This window comes from Burkholderia sp. JKS000303 (assembly GCF_002563755.1).
Classification (GTDB): Bacteria; Pseudomonadota; Gammaproteobacteria; order Burkholderiales; family Burkholderiaceae; genus Burkholderia; species Burkholderia anthina_B.
Map to the genome: position 1 here is coordinate 3,614,332 of NZ_PDBZ01000001.1, position 18,177 is coordinate 3,632,508.

Sequence of the window (18,177 nt, forward strand, 5' to 3'; positions counted from 1 at the left end):
ATCTGGGCGGGGATTCTGGCCGGTCAGGCCGGAAGGACGCCGCATCCTGCTTCCCGGGATGCGGCAGAAGACGAGGCTCTGCGCGGTTTCCTCAGGCAGCAGTCAAGTTGGTCGAGGACCAACTACAACTCGCATCGGTGTTCACAGAACACTCCATGTAATTAGACGGGGGCGATGGTAATGGGTCGTCATGCGAAGCGTCAACCCCTTTTCTGCCCTTTATTCCGGCATTTCTTGCGGGACTTTCTTGCAGACCGTCAACGCGACGATGCCGACGCGCCGAATGGAATACCGCGCGCATGCGAGGCATGCGCGCGGTCGGGGCGAAGTCGCGCCGCGTTACTGCGACGATGCCGTGACGGCCGCGCCTGCGTCGAGAATGCCGGAGCCGGCCGGCAGGGCCGTGCACGACGTGCTCGTCGGCAGGAGCGCCGCACGCGCACCGCCTTGCAGCTTCTGCTGGATCTGCGCGGGCGTGAGGTTGCCGTTCACCGCCAGCATCAGCGCCGCGACGCCTGCCACCTGAGGCGTCGCGAAGCTCGTGCCGCTCGCGGTGCCGTACGTGTCCGCGCCCGGCGTCGTCGTGCCGTTGTTGGCCGTCGACAGGATGTTGACGCCCGGTGCGCTCAGTGCGACGTCGGTGCCGAAGTTGCTGAACGAGGCACGCCGGCCGGCCGCATCGGTCGCGCCGACGCTGATCACGCCGCGGCAATTCGCGGGCTGGTCGAGCCCGGTCGACAGGCCGTCGTTGCCGGCGGCGACCACGACCGTCACGCCCTTCGCGTTCACGTCGTCGATCGCCTGCTGGAACGTCGCGCTGCATGCGCCGACGCCGCCGAGGCTCAGGTTGATGATCTTAGCGGGCGTCGGGTTCGTCGGGACGCCGTTGACCGGAATGCCGGCCGCCCAGCGCATCGCGTCGGCGATGTCGCTCGTCACGCCGCCGCACTTGCCGAGCACGCGCACCGGCAGGATCCGGCCGAGCCACGACACGCCGGCGATGCCGATGCCGTTGTTGGCGGTCGCGCCGATCACGCCCATCACGCGCGTGCCGTGCCAGCTGCTGGTGCTCGGCTCGCTCGCGCAGCGATAGTACGGGCCGCTCGCGTCGTCGAGTTCCTGCTGCGTGACCCAGTCGCCCGGATCGGTTGCGTCGCCGCTGCGGGTCTGGCCGTTGTTGCTGGTGTTGATGTTCGAGATGAAGTTGTAGCCGGGCAGCAGGTTGCCGACGAGGTCGGGGTGCGGCCGGTAGCCGGTGTCGAGCACGGCCGTGACGACGGTCGGCGAACCCTTGGTGCGCGTCCAGGCGGGCGGCACGTCGATGCCGGCGGCCGGATCGAACAGGTTCCACTGCTGGCTGTAGTCGGGATCGCTCGGCGTGTCGCGGATCTGCATCGGGTGATCCGGTTCCGCGTAGTCGACGTCGCTGTCGGCGGCGAACGCCTGCGCGAGCGCCGCGGCGTCGCCGGCCGCGATGCGCTGGCCGATCGACAGCACGGCCGCGCCGTTCGACAGGGTTCGCTCGACCTGAACGTCGAGCGGCGCCTGCGACGTCGTCGCGGCGGCATACGCGCGTGCGGCGCCGCTCGCCGTCGGCGCGTTCCAGCGTGTCATCGAACGCTGGATCACCGCATCGAGCCGCGTGCCGGTGTCGACCGCCGCCATCGCGCGAGCGGCCGTCAGCGTCTTCAGTTTGACGATCAGGTGATCGACCGGCGGCTCGGCAGGCGCGGCGGTCTGGGCCGCCATCTGCACGGCGGCCTGCTGCGTGGCGCACGCGTTGCTGCCGCTGGTGGCGGGCGGCGTCGTCGGGGTTGGGCTCGGCGTCGGAGCCGGGGTCGGCGTGGGCGCCGGTGCGGCATTGGAAGACGACGGATTGCTGCCGTCGCCGCCACCGCCGCCGCAACTGGCGAGGGGAACGAGCACGGCGGCGGACAGCAGGCCGGCGAGTACGCGCGTATGAGTGGAGCGGACCCGCGCGGAATTGAAACGTTTGGCTCTCATGGTGAAACTCGATCCTCGTAGATAACCGTCGTGCCGGCGGTAACGCTCGATCCGGTAAATGCCGGACCTTGTGGTTTTTGTCTGACGATCGGAGCAGGTTGCTGCGACGCGCCATGCAATGGGTAACGGCTGCCACGGCGGCTTCTTGAGCGGGTTCCGGCAGAAAAAAACGGGCGGGCGCAAACGATTACGTTGCCGCGATGCAGCATGTGCGCGGTATCCGGCACGAACGGCCGGGAAGACGGGGCGCAAGCGAGCCCGGCTGGCCGGGCTCGACGCGCGGCGCACGCGCACCGGACACGCGTTTGCGCGGCACGGAAAAGGGCCGCCCGCGCGCGTTCGCGCTGGAAGGTTCCTTACGCTTTCCCTGATGCGACGCGAATTCTTTTGGGCGTACGATCGCGGTTCGATCAACGTTTCGTCAGGAGAAAAGCATGGATCGTCGCTTCCGTTGGCTGGCCGTCGCGTTGACCTGCGCGCTGGCCGGCACCGCGCATGCACAGGCGCTTACCGGCACGCTGAAGAAGATCAAGGACACGGGCATCGTGTCGCTGGGTATCCGCGAATCGTCGGTGCCGTTCTCGTATTCGGACAACCAGCAGAAGAACATCGGCTACTCGCGGGACATCGCGGCGCGCATCATCGACCAGATCAGGACGGATCTGAAGCTGCCGAACCTCACGGTGAAGGAAATCCCGATCACGTCGCAGAACCGGATTCCGCTGGTGCAGAACGGCACGATCGACTTCGAGTGCGGGTCGACGACCAACACGCTCGAACGACAGAAGCAGGCCGCGTTCTCGGACAGCATCTTTCTGTACGGCATCCGCTTCAGCACGCGCAAGGATTCGGGCGTGAAGGACTTCCCGGACCTGGCGGGCAAGACGGTCGCGACGACGGCCGGCACGTCGGACGAGCGTCTGCTGCGCAAGCTCAACGAGGAGAAGGGGATGAACATGACGATCATCAGCGCGAAGGACCACGCCGAAGCGTTCATGAACGTCACGACCGGGCGCGCGGTGGCGTTCGTGATGGACGAGCCGCTGCTGTACGGCGAGATCGCGAAGGACCGCAACCCGGGCGCGTACACGGTGACGGGCACGCCGCTCGTTCACGAAAACTACGCGTGCATGATGCGCAAGGACGATCCGGCGTTCAAGCACGTGGTCGACGACGTGATCGCGAAGATGCAGACGTCAGGCGCGGCCGAGAAGCTCTACGACCAGTGGTTCACGCAGCCGATTCCGCCGAAGGGCATGAGCCTGAACTATCCGCTGTCGCCGGAGATGAAGCAGCTGTTCAGGAATCCGACGGATCAGGCGCAGTACTGATCGCGGCATCGTGCCCGCGAGCAGGCCGGCACGTCGAATGTGCGGGCCTGTCCGACTGAATCCCGTGAACCGGCCCGCTGCGCCTGACTGCGACGCAGCGCGTAGCCGGCGGCCATGAAGCGCATCCGCGCCCGTCGCGCAGGATGCTGAAACCCGCTCCCTGATCTCCCTGCGGCCGCGCCGCATCTCGACGGGCCCCGGCCGGGGCCACGTCATTCCTTTTTCCCTGTTTGCCTGACCCGCCCCGCGCATCGAACCGCGGTTCGCGCATGCGCGCCAGGTTGGCGTCCGATGACGTCGTTTGTCGCGTAAACCCGGATTCAGATTTCAATTTGAACTGGTCAGAATCGGCCGAAATTGTTCAACAATTTTCGGCGGAAAATCCCGGAAAGCCGCACAGGGCGGCGTGCGGGAGGCGTTGTGATGTTTCAGCGCGAGCGCCGAATAACTCGGGAGCTTCGTCATGTCCGCTCGTTTTTCGCTTCGCCATTTCCTCTGCGGCGCGCTGGTGCCGCTGACCTTCGCATGCTCGCTCGCATCGGCGGCTCCGCTGCAGACGGTGCGGCCCGGCACGCTGCTGGTGGGTTCCGACCTCACGTATCCGCCTTACGCCTACCTGGAGGCCGGCAAGCCCGCCGGCTTCGACGCCGAGTTCTCGCGAATGCTGGCGCGCCACCTGAAGCTCGAACCCGTGTTCCTCGACACCCGGTTCCCGGACCTGATCCTCGGGATGAAGGCGCGCCGCTTCGATGTCGTCGCGTCCGCGCTCTACGTGACGCCCGATCGCGTGAAGCAGGTCGATTTCGTGCCGTACCTGAAGACGGGCGCATCGCTGCTCGTCGCGAAGGGCAGCGCGTTCCTGCCGAAGACGCCGCAGGACCTGTGCGGCAAGCGGGTCGGCTCGATCAAGGGGGCATCGTGGACGCCGAAGTTGCGCGCGGTGTCGGAAGACACGTGCAAGGCGGCCGGACGCGGCGAGATCTCGATCCTCGAATTCCCGACGTCGCCGGAAGCGACGTCCGCGCTGATGTCGAAAGCGGTCGACGTCCAGATCGAGGATGCGGCCGTCGCGCAGGGCATTCCGAAGCAGACGAACGGGCGGGTCGAGCTCAGTTCGACGACGCTGCTGTATCCGATCGTGATCGGCCTCGGCGTGACGAAAGGCGACAGCGGCCTGCAGGGTGCGCTCGAAGGGGCGTTGAACGACGCGAAGCGCAGCGGCGAATACGGCAGCCTCGTGAAGAAATACGGCTTGCAGGAACCCACGCCGGCCGACGTCGCCGGCGCACTCGGTACTGCGAAGTAAGCCCCGGGGCAAGCACGACCCGACCACCGCGTGCCGCGCAGGGCGGCCGCATCACCCTCCGGGGTTGAGGAGTCTTCGATGCAGTTCGATTGGCACTATGCATTTCAGCTGTTGTGGGACAAGGATTTCTGGCGCGCGTGCGTCGTGGTCGTCGAACTCAGTGTCGCCGCGTGGGTGCTCGGGGTGGTGCTCGGGTTTCCGGTCGCGCTCGCGAGGCAGTCGCACCAGCCGCTGCTGAAGCGGGCGGCGGCCGTGTACATCTGGTTTTTCCGCAGCCTGCCGCTGCTCGTGCTGCTGGTATTCATCTACAACCTGCCGCAGGTCTTTCCCGCGACCAGCGTGGTGCTGTCGGATCCGTTCACGGCCGGCCTCATCGCGATGGTGCTGAGCGAAACCGCGTATTTCGCGGAAATCCATCGCGGCGGGATCCTGTCGGTGCCGCGCGGCCAGCTCGAGGCCGGCCGCGCGCTCGGCATCCGTTTCACGGGCATCCAGCGGCTGATCGTGATGCCGCAGGCGATCCGCATTGCGTTGCCGGCGCTCGCCAACGAGTTCATCACGATCGTGAAGCTCACGTCGCTGGTGTCGGTGATTTCGCTTGCCGAGATCCTGCTCGTCGGCCAGCGGTTGTATACGCAGAACTTCCTCGTGTTCGAAACGATGCTGGCCGTCGCGTTCTATTACGTGCTGATCGTCACGGTGTTCAGCCGGCTGCTCGGCTATCTCGAGCGGCACCTCGACGTCAGTCGCCGCACGCCCGCGCAGGCCGCTCACGCGGATCTCGATCTGCCGCTGTCGGTGCCCGCCGTCGCGCCGAGGCCGCGGGCGAACGTCGAGTTCGCGCTGCGTCTGAAGGGACTGCAGCAACGCTACGGCCGCCACGAGGTGCTGAAGGACATTCGTCTCGACGTCGCGCCGGGGCAGGTCGTGTCGATCATCGGCCCGTCCGGCTCCGGCAAGACCTCGCTGATCCGCACCATCAACGGCCTCGCGCCGGTGAACGCGGGCGAGATCGACCTGTACGGCGAGTCGTTCATCCGTGCGTCCGGTTCGCATCCGCCGCGCGTGTCGAACGAGCGAATCCTGGATATCGGCATGGTGTTCCAGAGCTTCAACCTGTTCCCGCACCGCACCGCGCTGCAGAACGTGATGATGGCGCCGTGCTATCACCGGCAGGCCGATGCGGCGGCGATCCGGCTGCAGGCGTTGTCGCTGTTGTCGAAGGTCGGCATGCTCGAGCATGCGAACAAGTACCCGCATCAGTTGTCGGGTGGGCAACAGCAGCGTGTCGCGATTGCGCGCGCGCTGGCGACGCGGCCGTCGATCATGCTGTTCGACGAGCCGACGTCGGCGCTCGATCCGGAGCTGGTCGGCGACGTGCTGAAGGTCGTCGAAACGCTGGCCAGGGAAGGGATGACGATGATCATCGTGACGCACGAGATGAATTTCGCGTTCAAGGTATCCGACCGGATCGTGTTCATGGAGCACGGACGCATCCTGTACGACGTGCCGCCCGACCGGATCCGCGGCAGCGCGGACGCACGCGTGAAGGATTTCCTGAAGCACGTTCACTTCGCATGACGAATCACGGGAGGGGAACAGGCATGGATCCGACGGCTTTCCGGCTGGGCGACACGAACGCACACGCGTGCGCCGAGCGGCTGCATGCATGTCTTGAACGCGCCGGCACGTATCCCGGCGACATCGTAACGGCGTGGCTCGCGCGTCGCGACGCAGCGGCGGCCGCGGAAGCGCGGGCATGGGATACGTCGTTGCGCGCCGGCTGCGCCGCTGCGCCGCTGGCCGGCACCGTACTGACGGTGAAGGCCTGTTTCGATTGCGAAGGCTGGGTCACGCACGCCGGTTCGCGCGTGCTGGCAGACGATCCGTCGGCGAGCACCGACGCCGCACCGGTGTCGGCGCTGCGTCGCGCCGGTGCGGTGCTGATCGCGCAGACGGCGATGACCGAGTTCGCGTACGGCGCGCTCGGCGTGAACCACGCTTACGGCACGCCGACGACCCCGCTCGATGCACGGCGCGAGCGGGTGGCAGGCGGATCGAGTTCGGGCGCGGCGGTGTCGGTGGCGCTCGGCGCGGCCGACCTGTCGCTCGGCTCCGATACGAGCGGTTCCGCGCGCATTCCGGCGGCATTTTGCGGCGTGACCGGATTCAAGCCGTCACGTGGACGCTACGCGACCGACGGCATGCAGTTCCTGTCGCCCCGCTTCGACGTGCCGGGCGTGCTGGCTGCGACGGTCGACCTGTGCCGGCGCGCGGACGCCGTGCTGCACGGCCGCGACGTGCAACAGCCGCGGCCGGCGACCCTGCGCGACCTCGAATTTATCGTGCCCGAGCCGTTCGCGACCGACGACCTGGACCCGGACGTCGGTCGCGCGTTCGACGCATGGCTGTCGCGGCTCTCGGCGCGTGGTGCCCGCGTCCGGCGCAGGCGGCTCGATTGCGTGGCGGAGGCCGGCGCGGTCGCGCGCGCGGGCGGCATCATCGCGGCGGAAGCGTTCATGCTGCATCGGGCGCGACTGGCAACGGCGGCCGACCGCTACGATCCGCTCGTCGGCCGGCGCATCGCCGCGGGCGAGCAGGTGCGCGCGCACGACTATGCGGCGGCACTGCTGCGCCTGGCGGCACTGGCCGACACGTACCACACCGAACTCGGCGACGCGGAGGCGGTGCTGATGCCGACCGTGCCGATGCTGCCGCCGCGCGTGGCCGATCTGGCGGACGAAACCGTGTACCTCGCACAGAACGCGCGCGCATTCCGCCTGACCGAGTTCGCGAACCGGCTCGATCTGCCGAGCATCAGCGTGCCGGGCGACCTGCGGCACCGGCAGCCCGTCGGCTTGCTGATCACGGGGCGGCGTGGCGCGGACGCGCGGTTGCTCGATGTCGCAGCGCTGATCGAGCGCGCGCTGACCGACGCCGCATGACCTGATTTCCGGCGGCAAGGCTTGCCTTGCCATTTTTCTTCGTTACCTTCCTTACTATTCAGAGGTACTTATGATCGTCGTAAGATCCGCCGACATCGCCAATACCGAGCGTCACGCACGCGGCCCGGGCTGGGACAGCAAGCGCATGATCGTCCAGCAGGACGGCGTCGGTTATTCCGTCCACGAGACGCACGTGCATGAAGGCGCGGAGCTGCATCTGCATTACAAGAACCACTTCGAAACCAACTACTGCGTGGCGGGGGAAGGGGAAGTCGTCGACACGGCGACCGGCGACGTACACCGGATCGTGCCCGGAACGATCTACGCGCTGAACCTCAACGATGCGCATATCCTGCGCGCGACGCGCGGCGACCTGCACCTGGTGTGCGTATTCAATCCGCCGCTCACGGGGCGCGAGACCCATCGGGAGGATGGCAGCTATGCGCTGCCGGCGGGGGAGCAAGCCTGACGATGAGTGATGCCGCGCCGTTGCGTGCCGCGCCGTGCGGCGTGCAACGGCGGCGCGGCGTCCGGATTCAGGCGGCCTCGCGATGGCTGCGCTTGATCGCTTCGACGAGCATGCGCTCGGAGTCGTCGAGATAGCGCGTGAGCGCGGTGACGGCTTCGCTGCGGCGGCTCTGCGTGAGCAGGTCGTAGATCTGGTATTCGCGCTGGATCCAGTCGGGCGTCTGCACGCGCTTTTCGTCGGGATCGGCGGCGAACACGAGGCGCAGCTGCGCCGAGATGGTGCGGAAGAATTCGTCGAGCAGCGCCGACTTCTGCAGCGCGACGATGTGCTGGTGAAATCGCAGGCTGTGCGTGCCGACGGCCTGCCAGTTTTCCTTGGCGAGTTCGCGCTCGGCGGCCCGAATGGCGGCCTGCATCTTTTCGAGCAACGCCGGCTGCGCGAGTTCGGCCGTGTTCAGCGCATGCAGTTCGAGCGTGCGGCGTGCCACGTAGAGATCGCGTACGTCCTGGCGATTGAGCGTGCGCACGACGACGCCCTTGTGCCGCACGAACGTGACGAGCCCTTCACGGCCGAGCTGATGCAGGACTTCGCGAAGCGAGTTGCGCGACGTGTCGTACTCGGCGGCGAGGTCCATCTCGATCAGTGCCGTGCCCGGCGGCAGCTTGCCGCTGATGATGTGCTCGCGCAATTGATGGCTGATCCGGTCGGCGACCGATTGTCCTCTCGCTTTTTCGCTTGCCATGCCGTTCGTTCGCTCCTCTCCTGATCGTGCGCCGCCGGCGTGACCGGCCGGCGGCATTTTGCCATTCTACGGGCTGCGGGCCCGGTCAAGCCGTTTTGCCGGACTGCCAGTCGGCCTGCGGCGGCTGCATGCCGTGCATGCCGCGATACGGTGCGACGGGCGGCGACGCCCAGCCTTCGAGCAGGCTCGGATCGAGCCGGTACACCTCGACGCCGAGCGGCCGGCACACGTCGATCGGGTCGCGCGCGTCGGGCCCCCACATCGGCACCGACAGATCGCCGCCCGGGCAAGTGGACATCGCGCACAGCACGTCGATTTCCGCGAAGAACTCGAGATAGTCGCCGGGCTGCGCGGGGCAGGCCTTCATGAAGTATTTGTCGTCGTCGTTCAGGCCCGTGCACTGGAACACGTTGAGCACGTCGTGCACGTCGAACTCGGTCAGCCCATACGACGCGACCGCGCGCACGAGGTTCGAGTGGCAGTGGAAATGAAAATCCTCGCCGGTCAGCAGCTTGTTCACGTAAGGATCGCAGCGCGTGCCGAGCAGGTCGTGCACGCGGCCGCCGTCACCGTCGACGCCGTAGCCGGCGAGCGTGTCGTCGGTGATCGTGACCATCGGGCGCAGGTACGGCAGCGTCGACCAGAGCCGGTCGAACGTCGTCACGTGCGCGGCCTGCAGCTGACGCGTGCGCGATGCCCACATGCGCTCGCGCGGATTGTGCAGGTTCCACATGTTGAAGTCGGCGACTTGCGGGCCTTCCAGCGTGACGATCCGGAAGACGTGACCGGCCGGCACGGTCCACGCGAAGCCGCTGCGGATCGGCACGATGTGCGACGCGATGCGCTCGCGCGCGTCCTGGCGCTGCGCAATCGCGGAATAGAAGGCTTGGTCGACGTTCAGGACAGAGCCCTTGGTGACCTGGTATGCGGCGGGATAGTTCGACATGACGCTGTGCTCTCGGGGAAAGTTGGCAGATGCGGCGATCCGGCCGAAGTCCTTTGTGGTGGCCGGTCAGGCGTCAATTTCGGCGTTGGATTGTTCAACAATTTATTGGCGCTTCGGGGAGTATAGGGGGAGGGCGGGGAGGTGTGTCAATGGGTGGAAAGTACCGAGGGCGGGTGCGGGCGGCAGTCCGGTCGGCCGGCGCGGGGCACGCGCGAGACCGCCCATAAAAAACCGCCGGCGGGTGCCGGCGGTTTCGTTTGCAGAACCCGTCGCTTGCGCGACGGAGCTGTCGTCAGGCCTTGATTGCCGGCCCGCGTGCGGCCGGTCGGGCCGGCGCGGCCGGTGCCGGCGCGATCGACTGCGTGGACGGCTGCGCCGGCACGATCACGACGACCGGTTCCGGCATCGCCCACAGCGGCATCGCGAAGCCGACCGGTTGCGGCATCGGCATCGCGAACGCGTCGCCGAACGCCACGTGCTGCAGCGCCATCATCTGCTGCTGCATCGCGGCCATCTGCGCCTGCGCCGCCTGCATCTGCCGCAGCACGGCCGCCGGCGGCATGCCGCCCGTCGAGGTCTGCATCTCGAAGCTGGCGCCGCCATGCGGGCTGTGCCAGCTCCACGTGCTGACCTTCATCGGGCCGGCCGCCGTCTGGACGACGTGCGTTTCGGCTTTCACGGGCACGGCGTGCCCGTCGACATTGACGAACATCGGTTGTGCGGCCGGGGCGGCAGCGGCCTGGCCGGCCAGGGCGAGCACGGGCATCAGCGCCAGCGCGCCCACCGTCATATACGAACGGAATCGCATATTCGTATCTCCATCAAACGAAACAGATCGAATCAACAATGAACGAATCGTGTGGCTCACGGATGAAGCCATGACTGACTATGCGAGCGCTGGCTTAAGTCAGGATTAAAGCCGGCGCCCGCCCGTGGCAAGCGCCTGTCCGGTGCGATCGCGACCCATCCGCTGCCGCCGCGGCAGCGCACGTAGCCGGTTTCCGGCTGTGCCGCAATCGGCATTCAACCTCGCCCGCGCCATGGAATTCCTGTCGCGTCACGCAACAACAGGCACAATATGCGATTCGCCACGCACCACTGTTCGTAATTCGAACAAATTGACGTGTGTTGCCGCCGTCCGAATCCTTCCCGGTTGTCATGAACGCCTCGCTCACTCCCGCGCGCGAATCGAACTCGCCGCGTTTCCTGCTGTTCCTGATCTGCCTGTTCGCCTCCGCCGGCCAGCTCGCGATCGACATCTACGTGCCCGCGCTGCCCGACATGGCGCGCTCGTTCGCGACGACGCCGCAGGCGATCCAGTCGAGCGTGTCCGGCTACATGGCCGCCTATGCGCTCGGCCAGCTGATCTTCGGCCCGATCGCCGATGCGTACGGGCGCAAGCGCGTGCTTGCGTTCGGGCTCGTGATCTACACGATCGGCTGCCTGCTGTCGCTCGGTGCGCCGAACCTCGAGACGTTCGTGCTGGCGCGCTGTCTGCAGGGCTTCGGGATCGCGACCACGAACCTGCTCGCGAAGGCGATCATCACCGATTCGTTCTCCGGCCAGGCGCTGATGCATGCGTTCACGTACATGTCGATCGCGTGGGGCCTCGCGCCGATCATCGCGCCGGTGATCGGCGCGCATCTGCAGGAATGGTTCGGCTGGCGCGCGTGCCTGGTGTTCCTGCTCGTGTATTCGCTCGTGATGTGGGCGCTGCTGTGGCACTACCGCGAAACCTTGCCAAAACCGGTGCATCTCGAGCCGCGCACGCTGATGACGAACGCGGGCAAGGTGCTCGCGAGCCCGGTGTTCCAGAGCTGCTTCCTGGCGCAGGGGCTGTGCTACAGCATCCTGCTGGTGTTCAACATCGTCGGGCCATTCATGGTGCAGACGACGCTGCACAAGCCGCCGACCTTCTTCGGCTATCTCGCGCTCGGGATCGGGATGATGTATTTCCTCGGCGGGCTGTCGAACCGGATTCACGGGCACGGGCTGCCGAGCGCCGAGCAGCGGCTGCGCATCGGCGCGCGCGTGATGGCGGGCGCCGCCGTCGCGATGCTCGTGCTGGCGCTGGCCGTCGGCCTGCGCGTGTGGACCCTCGCGACACCGGTGCTCGTGATGGGCTTCTGCGCGGGCGCGATGTATCCGACGCTGATGGCCAAGGGCAACTCGCTGTTTCCGCATATCGCGGGGCTGACCAGTGCGATCCTCGGATGCGCGCTGCTGCTCGTGTCGTCCGCGATGATGGGCCTCGCCGGCTTCGTGTCGATCCAGGTGCTGACGCCGCTCGCGGTGTTCTTCGTCGTGCTGTCGTTCATCGTCGTGTGGATGGTGACGAAGCTGCTGCGCTACCTGACGCAGCAGCAGGCCGCGACCGTCGCGTGCGGCAGCGGCGAGGCCGCCTAAGCGCATCTCGCTGGTTAGGGCGGACGCGGCAACGCGCGGCGAGCGCCGTTGCATGCCGGTCCGCTTTCGCAACACGCCGACCTCGACCGACCCATGAGCCCGATCCAGCTGAACCGCGTTGCCCGAACCGATGCGCCGGACCTGATCGCCGCCAACCGCGCGAGCCGCGGCCACCATCTGCCGTGGGTCGAGTCGTTCATCGACCAGTCGGGGTTCGACCAGTGGTTCACCCGCTGCATGACCGGGCCGAACGTCGGCCTCGTCGCGCGCGAGCGGGCGTCCGGCGCGGTCGTCGGCGTGGTGAATCTCAATGAAATCGTCGGCGGCCCGTTCCAGAGCGCGTATCTCGGCTACTACGGGATGGCGGCGTTCAGCGGGAAAGGGCTGATGACGGCAGCGCTGCGCGCGGCCACCGGCGTCGCGTTCGACGAACTCGGGCTGCATCGGCTCGAAGCCAACATCCAGCCGGCGAATCACGCGTCGATCGCGCTGGTTCGGCGGCTCGGTTTCCGGAAGGAAGGGTTCTCGCCGCGCTATCTGCGCATCGGCGGCGAATGGCGCGATCACGAACGGTGGGCGTTGCTGGCCGATTCGGGTGCCGATGCCGACCCGGCGATCCAGGCGGGCGCCTGACGTCCGCTCCTTGTCTCGCGGCAGTGCCGCCTATAGCGGCTGCGCCGCGCCCGCCTGAGTCAGCAGCGTCACCGCCGCCGCATCCGGCATCCCGTTCGAATCGATCGCGCCGGCCTTCGCCAGCGCGTCGAGATCGCTGTCGACACCCGGTTGCCCGACCACGAACGGCGTCGTCAGGAACGCCGGTGTCGACAGCGTGACCGCATAGCGCTGCTGCAGATTCGTCACCACCGCCGATTGCGCGGCCTGCACCGTGTTCGCGTTGTCCATCACCTGCTGGAAGTGCGCATTGCCCTGGAAGTTGCCGATCAACCCGGCCGTGTTCGTGCCGAGCTGCGCGGCGAGATAGACGAGCAGCAGCTCGGTCTCGGGCGTCGTGTTGAAGGTGCCGCCCGCATACGTGAGCGAGTGCAGGCTCGTGCCGCCCGATGCGACGGTAATCACGCATGGAAGCGTGGCGTTGACGGTGACGCGGTAGTTGCCGCCGCCGTCGGTCAGCGTCGTCGCCGAGCCTTGCGCGCAACTGACCGTCACCGATGCGCTCGCGAGCGCGTCGCCGGTGGCGGCCGTGCCGGACAGCGCGACGGTCTGCGTGTTGTCGTTGAAGCAGACGTCCACGCCGAAGCACGCGTCGCCGTTGCAGGCCGCAAGGGTTGCGAGCGTTGCGGCGCAGACGGTGCCCAGCGCAGGGCGGATGAAACGCGGATGACGAAGGTTCATGGTCGCGGGCAAGCGCAAGAAGGGGCAACCGGTGGGCGTCGCAGGGCGCGGCGCCGTTCATATTCTAGGTCCCGGATTCGGGCAGTGCCTGGCCGTTTTACTGGCGGATCGCGGGCAGGAGGCGCCGACGGGCGGCCTTTGCCCCGTTTGGGCGTAGGAACGGGAACGGCATCGCGGCAACCCGTAACCGCTCGGACCCGGAACCTTTCGATTCCCTTCGCAATTGGTTATGCTGCGGGACGATTAAAAAACGACGAGAGAACGCGCTGTTTCCGACGGAACACGCGTGTGGTTGCCGACATGAACCTGAAACGACTGACGGGCCGGCCAGGCCTTCCGGATTGCAACGGCGCTCCGGTTTCGATGGCAGGTACTTCCCGCAATCCGCTGCGAACCGCACGCCTGCGCGGCCATGCCGGCGCCAGCGGCATGGCCAGGGCGGTGCTGGCGGCCGGGCTGCTGGCAGGCGCGGCGTTCCTTTGCGGCACGGCGTTCGCCGCGTCGGCCGACGCCGTCACCAATGCCGGCGGCGGCGATGGCAATGGCAGTGGCGCCATTCCGCTGGTAGCCGGAGCGCCGTCGGCCTGCACGGACGTGGCGACCGCAGCGGCCTATCCCGTCGCGAACGATCCCGAAGCACCGCCGCCGCTGAAAGGCCGCGTGACCGACATGACGGGCGCGCTGAGCGCCGCGTGCGCGTCGGAGCTGACCGGGCGCCTCGCCGATCTGGAGCGCCAGCTTGGCGTGCAGATGGCGATCCTGCTGGTCGGCTCGACCGGTCATTCGACGATCGAGCAATTCGCGACCGCGGTGTTCGAAAAATGGCGTCTCGGCCAGAGCAAGATCGACAACGGGCTGCTGCTCGTTGCCGCGCTCAACGATCACACCGTTCGGATCGAGGTCGGATATGGCCTCGAAGGCGCGATTCCGGACCTCGTCGCCGGGCGGATCATCCGCGAGCGCATCGCGCCGGCGTTTCGCGAGAAGCGGATCGAAGCCGGCGTGAGCGACGCGGTCGATGCGCTGGTGCGCGAGATGACGCCGCCGGAAACGGCGGCATCGGACAGCACGCCGGCCGGCGACGAAGCGGCGCTCGCGTCGTCCCGCGACACGCGGCGGCTGTCGAACGGCTTGCCGGACCTGCCGCCGGCCGACATGGGCAGCTTCATGTTCTGGTTGCTGCTCGGGCTGATCGGCGTCGCGCTGGGCGCGCTCACCGAGTGGCGCAAGCTGCGCTGGCAGGTGATGTTGCCGGTCAGTTACCTCGTCGCGACGATCGTGCCGGCTGCGATGCTGCCGGTCGGCGCGATCTTCCACGGCGATGTCGAAGCGATCCTGAGCGCGCTGGCGATCGTTCCGACGGGCGTCGGTGTCGGTGCATGGCTGCTCGGCATCGGCGTCGTGCGTTCCGCACGCATCCGCAAGTACACGGCGATCATCGGCGGGACGTTGCTGACGCTGATCGGGATCGGGCATCTGATGGGCTATTCGCCCGGCGAGGTCCTGGTGGCGGTTTGCTTCGTGGTGGTGGCGATCCTGTGGATCGTCGACAAACTGACGGGCGGCGGGTCGTCGTCCGGCAGGTCCGCGTCGTCCGGCTTCAAATGGCCGTCGTCCGGCTCGCGTTCGTCCAGCTCCGGTTCGTCCGACTCCTTCCGCGGCGGTGGCGGGTCGAGCGGCGGCGGTGGGGCATCGGGCCGCTGGTAGCCGCCGTCTGTGGCGTTGCCGCGCCAGTCCTTTTTACTTACCGCTCCGGCCGGGGCGTTCAACGGGAAACATCAAGCAATGAAATGGTTTCGAATCCTGCTCGTGTGCTGCGTGCTCGCGCCGCTCGCCGGTTGCGGCTATAACGCGATTCAGTCGTCGGACGAGGACGTCAACGCGGCGTGGTCCGAGGTGCTGAACCAGTATCAGCGGCGCGCCGACCTGGTGCCGAACCTGGCCGCGGCCGTGAAGGGATATGCGTCGCACGAGGCGCGCGTGCTGACCGAGGTCGCATCGGCCAGAGCGCGCGTGGGCAGCGTGCAGATGACGCCGGCGATGGCGAAGGATCCCGCCGCGCTGGCGGCGTTCGATCAGCGGCAGGGTGAATTGTCGGGCGCGCTGAGCCGGCTGATGGTGGTGTCGGAGCGTTATCCGGAACTGAAGGCGAACGAGGCGTTTCGCGACCTGCAGACGCAGCTCGAAGGTACCGAAAACCGCATCGCGGTCGCGCGCGGCCGCTATATCAAGACGGTGCAGCAGTACAACGTGCAGATCCGCCAGTTCCCCGGTGTCGTGATCGCGCGGATCTTCGGCTACCAGCCGCGCCCGAATTTCAGCGTCGCGAACGAGGCGGCGATCTCGACCGCGCCCGTCATCGACTTCTCCGCGCCGGCGCCGAAGGCGAACGCAGCCGGCCAGTAAGCGGCCGGCTCACGCACTCAGGGTTTGCGCGCGGCCGGTTTCGCGAACGCGCCGCGCACCTCGAAGCCGATCGCATCCGCGACGTTGCCCCGCGCGTCGACGAGTTCGAGCCGGTGCCGGCCCGGCCACGGCATCCATGCGACGCGGTCGGCGTGGCCGATCACCTTGTCGTCGAGCCGCCATGCAAAGCGGCCGGCGTTTCCGGACGCGCGCTCGAACCAGATCCGCTGGTTCTTCGGCGGAATGTCCGGATCGATCGCGAAGATCGTGCCGTCGGTCGGCGTGCCGATCGTCAGCGGCGCGCGTGCGCCGTCCTTGCCCGGCGTGACGGGCGCGGCGAGCCGGATCGTGTCGAGCGCCGTCCCCGTGAGGAACCACTCGTTGCGCGACAGCTCGACGTCGCGTTCGAACGTGATGCGGCGCATTTCGACACCGGCAGGCGGGCGCGGCGCACGGCTCGGCAGGTCGCGGTGCAGATACCCGACGACGGCCGACCAGACCGGCGACGCGCCCGTCACGCCCGACACGTCCCACATCGGCGAGCCGTCCGCATTGCCGACCCACACGCCGACCGTGTAGCGCGACGTGAAGCCGACGGTCCAGTTGTCGCGCATGTCCTTGCTCGTGCCGGTCTTGACCGCCGAGAAGAAGCGCGTCGCGAGCGGGTTGTCGAAGCCGAACGTGCGCACGCGCGCGTTGTTGTCCGAGATGATGTCGGTGACGATGAAGGTGGCCGCTTCGCTGAACACGCGCGGGCCGCCATCCGCGCGTGTCGTCGTGGCGGTCGGGGCCGATGCGCCGGCAGCGGGCGCCGCCGCGGGCAGGTCGACGGTCTTGCGTGCGACGCCGCCGTTCGCGAGCGCGCGATACGCATTGGTCAACGACAGCAACGTGACGTCCGCGCTGCCGAGCGCGAGGCTGAAGCCGTAATAGTCGCCTTCCTGCGCGAGCGGCAACCCGAGCGCGGTCAGCGTGCGCGCGAAGCGATGCGGCGTGACGAGCACGAGCGTGCGCACGGCCGGCACGTTCAGCGAGCCGCCGAGCGCGCTGCGCACGCTCACCCAGCCCTTGAAGTCCTTGTCGTAGTTCTGCGGAATGTACAGGCCGCCGCCGGCGGCGAGGTTGATCGGCGCGTCGTCGAGCAGCGACGCGGCGGTCAGCCGTTTCTCGTCGATCGCCTGCGCATAGAGGAACGGCTTGAGCGTCGAGCCGGCCTGGCGCGGCGCGAGTACGGCGTCGACGTCGCGCGCGTTCGACAGCGCCCCCGATGACCCGACCCACGCGCGAATCTCGCCGGTCGCGTTGTCGATCACGACGACCGCGCCATCCTGCACGTTGCGCCGGTGCGCGGGCGCGTTGAGCTCGGTCAGCGCGCGCGTCAGCGTGTCGCGCGCGAAGCGCTGCAGCGGCGCATCGAGCGTCGTGCGCACCTGCGCGCCGGCCTTCGGCCTGACCTCGGCCGCGATACGTCGTGCGAAGTGCGGGGCGAGCGCGGCGCCGTCGTCGCGCACGGCGTTGGCCGGGCGCGCGGTCACGAGCTGCACGTAGCCGTCGAGCGACGCGCACGCCTGCCCGGCGTGCATGTCGCGCAGGATCCGGCACGCGCGCTCGGCGACCTTCGCGGGTGCGGCGTTGGGCGCGCGCACCAGCGCGGCGGCGATCGCGGACTCGCGTGCGTCGAGGCCGGACGGCGCCTTGCCGAACAGCACCTGCGACAGCGCGGCGAGCCCGACCGTCTCGCCGCGAAACGGCACGAGATTCAGATACGCCTCGAGAATCTGGTCCTTGCGCCAGCCGCGTTCGAGCAGCAGCGCGTTCACCGCCTGCGAGGCCTTCTGCGGCAAGGAGCGCTGGCCCGAGCGGCGCGGCGAATCGCTGAGCAGCCCGGCGAGCTGCATCGTCACGGTCGACGCGCCGCGCGTGCGCTCGTTCCACAGATTGCCCCACGCCGCGCCGGCGATCCCGCGCCAGTCGACGCCGCTGTGTTCGTAGAAACGCTTGTCTTCCGACACGACGATCGCCTCGCGAAATGCGGGCGACACGTCGGCGAGCGACACCCAGTCGCCGCGACGTTCGATGAGGTCGACGCGCGTGCGCTGCAGCGGCGTGCCGTCGCGCGCGAGCAGCACCCAGTCGGAACTGCGCCAGTTGCGGCGCACGTCGTCGTAGCCGGGCAGCGCATGCGCGACGAGCGGCGCGGCGAGCACGACGGCGACGAATACGCGGCCGGCGAAACGCGCCGGCCGCGGCAATACCGGATCGATCATCG

General features: G+C 67.9%; 16 protein-coding genes. 9 read left to right on the top strand and 7 right to left on the bottom strand.

Annotation, left to right across the window (positions count from 1 at the left end; all coding sequences use genetic code 11):
* Positions 1–339: 339 nt before the first annotated feature.
* Positions 340–2,004: a S8 family peptidase gene (locus BX604_RS17150; RefSeq protein ID WP_098551834.1), complete on the bottom strand. Its 1,665-nt coding sequence runs from the start codon at positions 2,002–2,004 to the stop codon at positions 340–342.
* Between the two features lie 434 nt (positions 2,005–2,438).
* Between BX604_RS17150 and BX604_RS17155 the strand changes: the two genes are divergently transcribed.
* Positions 2,439–3,335 (top strand): glutamate/aspartate ABC transporter substrate-binding protein, encoded by an 897-nt coding sequence (locus BX604_RS17155; protein ID WP_098551835.1) that lies wholly within the window; start codon positions 2,439–2,441, stop codon positions 3,333–3,335.
* A gap of 327 nt (positions 3,336–3,662) precedes the next feature.
* Here the strand turns inward: BX604_RS17155 and BX604_RS39020 are convergent, their stop codons facing one another.
* Positions 3,663–3,800 (bottom strand): hypothetical protein, encoded by a 138-nt coding sequence (locus tag BX604_RS39020; RefSeq protein ID WP_175774248.1) that lies wholly within the window; start codon positions 3,798–3,800, stop codon positions 3,663–3,665.
* Here BX604_RS39020 and BX604_RS17165 point away from each other — a divergent pair.
* From BX604_RS17165 to BX604_RS17180, 4 genes are all read left to right on the top strand, one after another.
* Entirely contained in the window at positions 3,799–4,641 is an 843-nt protein-coding gene (locus BX604_RS17165) for an ABC transporter substrate-binding protein (RefSeq protein ID WP_098551837.1), read from the top strand. The genes BX604_RS39020 and BX604_RS17165 overlap by 2 nt on opposite strands.
* 78 nt (positions 4,642–4,719) lie before the next feature.
* On the top strand, positions 4,720–6,222 hold the full coding sequence (locus tag BX604_RS17170) for an amino acid ABC transporter permease/ATP-binding protein (RefSeq protein WP_098551838.1): 1,503 nt from the start codon (positions 4,720–4,722) through the stop codon (positions 6,220–6,222).
* Positions 6,223–6,245: 23 nt separating this feature from the next.
* On the top strand, positions 6,246–7,586 hold the full coding sequence (locus tag BX604_RS17175; protein WP_098551839.1) for an amidase family protein: 1,341 nt from the start codon (positions 6,246–6,248) through the stop codon (positions 7,584–7,586).
* A 70-nt stretch (positions 7,587–7,656) separates the two neighbouring features.
* The gene (locus BX604_RS17180) at positions 7,657–8,055 is read left to right on the top strand and encodes an ectoine synthase (protein WP_098551840.1); all 399 of its coding nucleotides are present in this window, start codon (positions 7,657–7,659) and stop codon (positions 8,053–8,055) included.
* 67 nt (positions 8,056–8,122) lie between these two features.
* Here the strand turns inward: BX604_RS17180 and BX604_RS17185 are convergent, their stop codons facing one another.
* The 3 genes from BX604_RS17185 to BX604_RS17195 all read right to left on the bottom strand — a co-directional run bounded on the left by BX604_RS17185 (position 8,123) and on the right by BX604_RS17195 (position 10,551).
* On the bottom strand, positions 8,123–8,797 hold the full coding sequence (locus BX604_RS17185; protein ID WP_098551841.1) for a GntR family transcriptional regulator: 675 nt from the start codon (positions 8,795–8,797) through the stop codon (positions 8,123–8,125).
* An 85-nt stretch (positions 8,798–8,882) separates the two neighbouring features.
* Positions 8,883–9,743: an urea carboxylase-associated family protein gene (locus tag BX604_RS17190; protein ID WP_098551842.1), complete on the bottom strand. Its 861-nt coding sequence runs from the start codon at positions 9,741–9,743 to the stop codon at positions 8,883–8,885.
* A gap of 292 nt (positions 9,744–10,035) precedes the next feature.
* Positions 10,036–10,551, bottom strand: a complete 516-nt coding sequence (locus BX604_RS17195; RefSeq protein ID WP_098551843.1) for a hypothetical protein — start codon at positions 10,549–10,551, stop codon at positions 10,036–10,038.
* A 350-nt stretch (positions 10,552–10,901) separates the two neighbouring features.
* Between BX604_RS17195 and BX604_RS17200 the strand changes: the two genes are divergently transcribed.
* Together BX604_RS17200 and BX604_RS17205 are read left to right on the top strand one after the other, a co-directional pair.
* A complete protein-coding gene (locus BX604_RS17200; protein ID WP_098551844.1) occupies positions 10,902–12,149 on the top strand; it encodes a multidrug effflux MFS transporter in 1,248 nt (415 codons plus the stop codon).
* Positions 12,150–12,242: 93 nt separating this feature from the next.
* Entirely contained in the window at positions 12,243–12,782 is a 540-nt protein-coding gene (locus BX604_RS17205; protein WP_098551845.1) for a GNAT family N-acetyltransferase, read from the top strand.
* A 30-nt stretch (positions 12,783–12,812) separates the two neighbouring features.
* On the opposite strand, the gene BX604_RS17210 is transcribed toward BX604_RS17205, so the two are convergent.
* Positions 12,813–13,502, bottom strand: a complete 690-nt coding sequence (locus tag BX604_RS17210; RefSeq protein ID WP_098551846.1) for a hypothetical protein — start codon at positions 13,500–13,502, stop codon at positions 12,813–12,815.
* Here BX604_RS17210 and BX604_RS17215 point away from each other — a divergent pair.
* Together BX604_RS17215 and BX604_RS17220 are read left to right on the top strand one after the other, a co-directional pair.
* A complete protein-coding gene (locus BX604_RS17215; protein WP_098551847.1) occupies positions 13,488–15,209 on the top strand; it encodes a TPM domain-containing protein in 1,722 nt (573 codons plus the stop codon). The two genes, BX604_RS17210 and BX604_RS17215, sit on opposite strands and share 15 nt — an antisense overlap.
* A gap of 78 nt (positions 15,210–15,287) precedes the next feature.
* Positions 15,288–15,908, top strand: a complete 621-nt coding sequence (locus BX604_RS17220; protein WP_098551848.1) for a LemA family protein — start codon at positions 15,288–15,290, stop codon at positions 15,906–15,908.
* Between the two features lie 17 nt (positions 15,909–15,925).
* Here the strand turns inward: BX604_RS17220 and pbpC are convergent, their stop codons facing one another.
* On the bottom strand, positions 15,926–18,175 hold the full coding sequence (gene pbpC / locus BX604_RS17225) for a penicillin-binding protein 1C (RefSeq protein ID WP_098551849.1): 2,250 nt from the start codon (positions 18,173–18,175) through the stop codon (positions 15,926–15,928).
* Between the last annotated feature and the right edge of the window lie 2 nt (positions 18,176–18,177).

Coding starts and splice junctions, on each gene's coding strand:
- BX604_RS17180 (WP_098551840.1), top strand. CDS start 7,657: ATGATCGTCGTAAGATCCGCCGACATCGCCAATACCGAGCGTCACGCA.
- BX604_RS17155 (WP_098551835.1), top strand. CDS start 2,439: ATGGATCGTCGCTTCCGTTGGCTGGCCGTCGCGTTGACCTGCGCGCTG.
- BX604_RS39020 (WP_175774248.1), bottom strand. CDS start 3,800: ATGACGAAGCTCCCGAGTTATTCGGCGCTCGCGCTGAAACATCACAAC.
- BX604_RS17210 (WP_098551846.1), bottom strand. CDS start 13,502: ATGAACCTTCGTCATCCGCGTTTCATCCGCCCTGCGCTGGGCACCGTC.
- BX604_RS17150 (WP_098551834.1), bottom strand. CDS start 2,004: ATGAGAGCCAAACGTTTCAATTCCGCGCGGGTCCGCTCCACTCATACG.
- BX604_RS17190 (WP_098551842.1), bottom strand. CDS start 9,743: ATGTCGAACTATCCCGCCGCATACCAGGTCACCAAGGGCTCTGTCCTG.
- pbpC (WP_098551849.1), bottom strand. CDS start 18,175: ATGATCGATCCGGTATTGCCGCGGCCGGCGCGTTTCGCCGGCCGCGTA.
- BX604_RS17205 (WP_098551845.1), top strand. CDS start 12,243: ATGAGCCCGATCCAGCTGAACCGCGTTGCCCGAACCGATGCGCCGGAC.
- BX604_RS17220 (WP_098551848.1), top strand. CDS start 15,288: ATGAAATGGTTTCGAATCCTGCTCGTGTGCTGCGTGCTCGCGCCGCTC.
- BX604_RS17170 (WP_098551838.1), top strand. CDS start 4,720: ATGCAGTTCGATTGGCACTATGCATTTCAGCTGTTGTGGGACAAGGAT.
- BX604_RS17165 (WP_098551837.1), top strand. CDS start 3,799: ATGTCCGCTCGTTTTTCGCTTCGCCATTTCCTCTGCGGCGCGCTGGTG.
- BX604_RS17185 (WP_098551841.1), bottom strand. CDS start 8,797: ATGGCAAGCGAAAAAGCGAGAGGACAATCGGTCGCCGACCGGATCAGC.
- BX604_RS17215 (WP_098551847.1), top strand. CDS start 13,488: ATGACGAAGGTTCATGGTCGCGGGCAAGCGCAAGAAGGGGCAACCGGT.
- BX604_RS17175 (WP_098551839.1), top strand. CDS start 6,246: ATGGATCCGACGGCTTTCCGGCTGGGCGACACGAACGCACACGCGTGC.
- BX604_RS17200 (WP_098551844.1), top strand. CDS start 10,902: ATGAACGCCTCGCTCACTCCCGCGCGCGAATCGAACTCGCCGCGTTTC.
- BX604_RS17195 (WP_098551843.1), bottom strand. CDS start 10,551: ATGCGATTCCGTTCGTATATGACGGTGGGCGCGCTGGCGCTGATGCCC.